The organism is Deltaproteobacteria bacterium (assembly GCA_018668695.1).
GTDB lineage: Bacteria > Myxococcota > XYA12-FULL-58-9 > XYA12-FULL-58-9 > JABJBS01 > JABJBS01.
Map to the genome: position 1 here is coordinate 1 of JABJBS010000229.1, position 4,735 is coordinate 4,735.

A 4,735-nucleotide genomic window follows, 5' to 3' on the forward strand; every position below is an offset into this window, starting at 1 on the left:
AAGTTTCTTCTCGCCGGCGAAGTGCAGCTCGATCACCCTATCGGAGATATGGTCGAAAACAACTTTGCAGTCGTCGATCCAACCACCCCAGTAGCCTCACTCAGTGGTCTCTTCAACTCATGTGAGCTTGTACTCGTCTTGGACAATGGCAAGCTTACTGGAGCGGTCACTAAAATTGACTTAATTGAGTACATGGCCAAAAAAATGAACTCATGAGAGCACCCAACATTCACGTCGCGATGCTGGCTTGGCTGGCGCTCCTCTTGAGCTGTGCCGGTTGTCATTCGCTGGCCCAAGAGTCAGCCCCTAGAGCCGAGCTGCCAGATATTGGCTTGGTGCTTACCCCGATTCCGGGTTGGAGCATCGATACAACGTCCAAACTCGAAGATGCCGCCAAAGGCGGTCTCTTGATAAGTATGAGTTCAGCAAGCGATTTATACGGTGCACCTAAGTTTCAAATCTACCTAGATCCACTGCGCGTTAAAGCGCCAACTCTTGATAGACTTGCTCAGGAACAATGGGACCGAATGAAGAGCGTTGAGAGCCAGGCAGGAGTTTCCATTGAAAAAATGGAGAAAACCAAAGCCACTGTCCTTAATCAAGAAGCCATGCTCTTAGACCAAACATACACTTTAGGTTCCGGAGCCTCGCAAATAGCTGTGAGCGAACGTGCTTGGCTAACGATACACAATGAACGTGGATTGGCCTTTGTTATTTCAGGGCGCACGGAGCTGCTCACACCCTGGAGTGAGCAAATTCAAACCATGCTCAACTCACTTGCTCTTCAAGTAAAGTCAGCTAAGTAACCCGGCTTTCGCTGCGCCGCCCGGCTTAGTTGCTCATAACAACGCGATCATCGTCGTCCAGTTCTCCCAAGGCACTTCCGTCTAAAGTACCCAGTAGGACCATATCGGCTGCCGTCAGGTCGATGCCGTCTTTAAGAGCCACTGCAACCATCAGCTTATCTTTCCACAAGACTTCAACCGGTACCCATAGCACACGCCCCTCGCGCATAATCGCAATCATCGTCTTACCTTCGCGGTTGACCAGAGCTGCTCGCGCCAAACGATATGCAGGCTCTCTAAATTCTCGAACCAACCTAAACTGGTCAGCAGATACATAAATAATTTCTTTCGAAGGGTCATCAAATTGAACTGAGACCAGTCGTGCGCCTTGCTTGCCTCCAACGTTGGTAATGGTCACAGCTTGAGAGGCTTGGCCTTCCACAACAATAAAGCCCTGACCGCCCTGCTTACTGGACTTAAATTTCGGCACTTGAAACGTAATTTCTAATTTCGCTGGGTCGCGTACATGAATGATTTGTTGGTCGGCTTCCACTCTAGAACCTGTCTCGACTTCACCAACTGAGACGACCTGCCCGTCAAACGGGGCGCTGAGCGTTTTGTCGGCCACTTTAAGCTCACGGGTTTCCAATTGAGCCTTCGCCTTATCTAAAGCCAAGCGCGCACGGGTTTGCTTTTGGACCAACTTACGCTCTTTTTTTACAAGCTTACCCAATTTCTTGTTGGCCGATGCTCGCTTGTTACGCCACTTACGAGCTTCCTTACGACTGATCTTTCCCTTACCGACGTTACCCGGTTCGAGCTTCTCAAGAGCCGCATCGGCCGCAGCTCGCTTCTTTTCTATCTTCGCACGCTCTGCGTAAATCGCGTCTACCTGTGCCGACGCCTTGGTGAAGAGTTCTGCCTTCTTGTTAACTTGCTCTTGGGCCCGAGAGATTTGCTTTTTAACGGCCCCAGAGAGAGTCAGCGCCGCAAGTACTTGGCCAGTCTTAACCATAACTTTCGGCTCAACGCTGAGTTCAGCCACTTTCCCACCTTGTGCAAAGCTGAGCCAAGTTTCGCGCTGTGAGCGCACCTCGATGGCCGGCTGCTCAAAGTAAAGAGCAACCCGCGTGGCCTTAACCGCGGTTGCCCGCACCCCAGTCTCAGAACCGCCCAATAAGAAAAATGCACCAACTGTAGAGAGCAGAAGAGCTAGGGCTCCAACGCCAATGGTCATCGCGAGCTTGCGTGGTGGCATCATTTTCTTGGGCGCTAGGTGCGATGTATCACCTGCATCAATCAAAGCTGCTGTTTCGGAAATTTTAAACTGCTGGGTTTTGGTGTTGTCCACAGGCGTTCTAAAAACCTGCGTGGCGGCTGCATCGAGCCCTTCACCGTCTTCAGCCAAATCACGAACAAAACCGAGGGTAGAAAGCTGAGCCATAAAGGTTTCAAAGTCCTCTAGGCTGATCTCAAAATCATAATCATCGTAAATATCGGCGACGACCTCATCGACTTCTCGGACCCCATCCAGCTTGAGTGCCATCAGGTATTCGATTTCGTAGAGGTCGAAATTCGCACCAGATTGAGGATCACGAACATGATAGAAAATCATGCCCTGCTTATCCTGACGCGAACATTCCAAATCCGTGCGAAATATCAATGCCATAGCTCTTATTCAATCACGGACCGAGAGAGATACCAAAGAAGAGGGTCGCTAGAATTAAACTTTTAGGAGGCCAGAATCACTCAGCGATGGGCACCGCGCTTAATTTTCTGGAAAAATCGGATATAACGTGAAGCTGCGAACCGCGGAATGCTCGATTTTCGAATTTTTGTGAACGCCTCACGGCCAATTTGGGCACTGAAAAGCTTTGTATCGATCTCGTTTACGCACCAGAGCCCTAAAACCTTAACCAAAGGGTTACTGTCTCCGATGGCCCAGGCCACGTAGGCTGCCTCTACATCGATGTCCCGCTTATCTGGGCACCGCCATTTAACGTATGCCACGGCGTGGCGCGTCTCTGTGTTGATCTCTACATCCAAAAGCCGACTGGCCATTGGAGTTTGCGCCAGTGAGCTTCGAACAGCCTGAGCTGTTGAGCTTCCCAAAGTGGATTCTACCGCTTTGACCTTCGCAACCGCAGCCTCGAGCTGCTCCACAGTTACACCAAGGGTCTTTGCGATCTTTTTCGTTCGGGTTTCTTCATCGTCTTCAGCCAATCTTTCATCGGTTTGACCATCTTGCCAGTCCTTATAGAGGGCAAAATCGGTAGGGCTAACCTCACCAGCTGTGGCAATCACAGGGGCCATACCAAGGGCTAAAAATACAATCGACGCAGTCAAAACAGACGACTTGCTCACCATAGAATCTTTCTCCTTCAAGGTTAACGCACCGCATTAAACTCTCATTGCCCCCATCCGTTGGAAAGTGGCGATGCGCTGAGAAGTCTGGCACCATTTAAGTGAAGTAGGCAACCCCTGATGACCGTGAAAACCGAGAAACAACGGAGGAAGTTCCTCCGACCTTTAAAAAAGGCAACCGAACCCGACCAACTATCACTTCGGCAAGAAGTGATCCGTCTGCACCAAGAGGTCTTTCGCCGCAACCAGCGCCGGATCAACGACTCGGTCTATGGCTACAGCGCGGAGTTCCTTGCCTACCAAGAAACTTACAAACAAGCCGTCAGTAACTATCACAGCCAAACCTCAACGGATGAGCTCGACAATGCTGTGACGAACACCAACCTGATTTATTTCGGCGATTACCACACACTTCCGCAGGCGCAACGAAGTTACCTAAGAATGTTGCGCCGTTTACCGCCCGACCGACCGGTCACACTCGCACTTGAGTTTCTACCCGGCAAATTCCAAAACCTCATTCATAAGTTCATGACTGATGACCTTACGGAGAGCGAGTTTCTGGAGGCCATCGGCTACGAGCCGATGAATATGTTTGGTACCTGGGAAGTTTATTCTGAGATTTTTCAACTCGCCAAAGAACGGGGCTACCGCGCCCTTGGAATCGATACACTGCGAAAAGGCGCAGGCGACGGCAGCCTTAAAAGACGAGACACTTATGCCGCTCGGCGCATAGCCAAAGAGATCCGAACGCATCCCGACCATCTGATTGTCGTTTTTATCGGTGAGATGCATGTTGCTCCGACCCATTTGCCTAAGATTGTCCTCGAAGAACTGGACCAAATGCCTGAGAAAGGCCCTGGCCTAATCATCTACCAAAATGCGGAGCCCATTTATTGGCAGCTCCAAGAACAGGGGCTGGAGCACCAGGCTGCGCTCGTACGAATCTCAAATCACGAATATTGCATCATCAATACCCCACCTATCGTCTGCCAGCAGTCGTTTCTCAATTGGCTAGAAATGGACGACATCACACAGTCCATCGATGCCGTCGAAGAAAACTTCAAACACTACGTCGAAGTACTGCTTAAAGTTTTCAACCTTGAAATAGGAGATGCGCTCTCTACCATTGAAATAGCCACGGTAGTGGATCTCAGTTTCTTGAAACGCCTCCAACGGCGCGGCGACTTTAGCAAAGAAGACATGGAGCAAATCAAGAAGCAGATCCTAAGCAGCGAGAGTTATTATATCCCGAGGGCCAATATGGTTTACTTGGGGAATTTATCTATGAACCATGCCAGCGAAGAAGCCACTCACTTCCTAAGGCATGTCACATCTGGGTGCCAAGAACCGCTTAACCTTGTGGATGCATTTTATGCCAGAGCACTGGAAGAAGCTGTCGGGTTTCTGGGATCTAAAATGCTGAACCACAAACGCAAGTGCCCGCATACGCCATTCTTCGTCAAACAAAGCAGAAGCCGATCAGTGACCACTGAGAATAAAACATTGGCTCGCGGCGTCATCAAACATGACAAGATGATGCGTGGTGAAAAAGTTCGGGGCATGCAACAGATCTATGAGTCTGGGCC

General features: G+C 50.1%; 5 protein-coding genes. 3 read left to right on the forward strand and 2 right to left on the reverse strand.

The annotated features are described in order from the left end of the window. Together HOK28_12020 and HOK28_12025 are read left to right on the forward strand one after the other, a co-directional pair. On the forward strand, positions 1-216 hold a 216-nt coding region (locus HOK28_12020; GenBank protein MBT6433815.1), incomplete at its 5' end, for a CBS domain-containing protein. After that, the gene (locus HOK28_12025; protein ID MBT6433816.1) at positions 213-806 is read left to right on the forward strand and encodes a hypothetical protein; all 594 of its coding nucleotides are present in this window, start codon (positions 213-215) and stop codon (positions 804-806) included. The genes HOK28_12020 and HOK28_12025, both read left to right, overlap by 4 nt. 25 nt (positions 807-831) lie before the next feature. On the opposite strand, the gene HOK28_12030 is transcribed toward HOK28_12025, so the two are convergent. Together HOK28_12030 and HOK28_12035 are read right to left on the reverse strand one after the other, a co-directional pair. Then, complete coding sequence (locus HOK28_12030) at positions 832-2,454, reverse strand: HlyD family efflux transporter periplasmic adaptor subunit (GenBank protein ID MBT6433817.1); 1,623 nt, start codon at positions 2,452-2,454, stop codon at positions 832-834. 80 nt (positions 2,455-2,534) lie between these two features. Next, positions 2,535-3,152 (reverse strand): hypothetical protein, encoded by a 618-nt coding sequence (locus HOK28_12035; GenBank protein ID MBT6433818.1) that lies wholly within the window; start codon positions 3,150-3,152, stop codon positions 2,535-2,537. Positions 3,153-3,269: 117 nt separating this feature from the next. Here HOK28_12035 and HOK28_12040 point away from each other — a divergent pair. Next, positions 3,270-4,735 (forward strand): hypothetical protein (locus HOK28_12040; GenBank protein MBT6433819.1); only part of this gene is annotated, 1,466 nt, incomplete at its 3' end.

Excerpts from the sequence above, each read along its gene's own strand:
- HOK28_12030 (MBT6433817.1), bottom strand. The coding sequence starts at position 2,454 with ATGGCATTGATATTTCGCACGGATTTGGAATGTTCGCGTCAGGATAAG.
- HOK28_12025 (MBT6433816.1), top strand. The coding sequence starts at position 213 with ATGAGAGCACCCAACATTCACGTCGCGATGCTGGCTTGGCTGGCGCTC.
- HOK28_12035 (MBT6433818.1), bottom strand. The coding sequence starts at position 3,152 with ATGGTGAGCAAGTCGTCTGTTTTGACTGCGTCGATTGTATTTTTAGCC.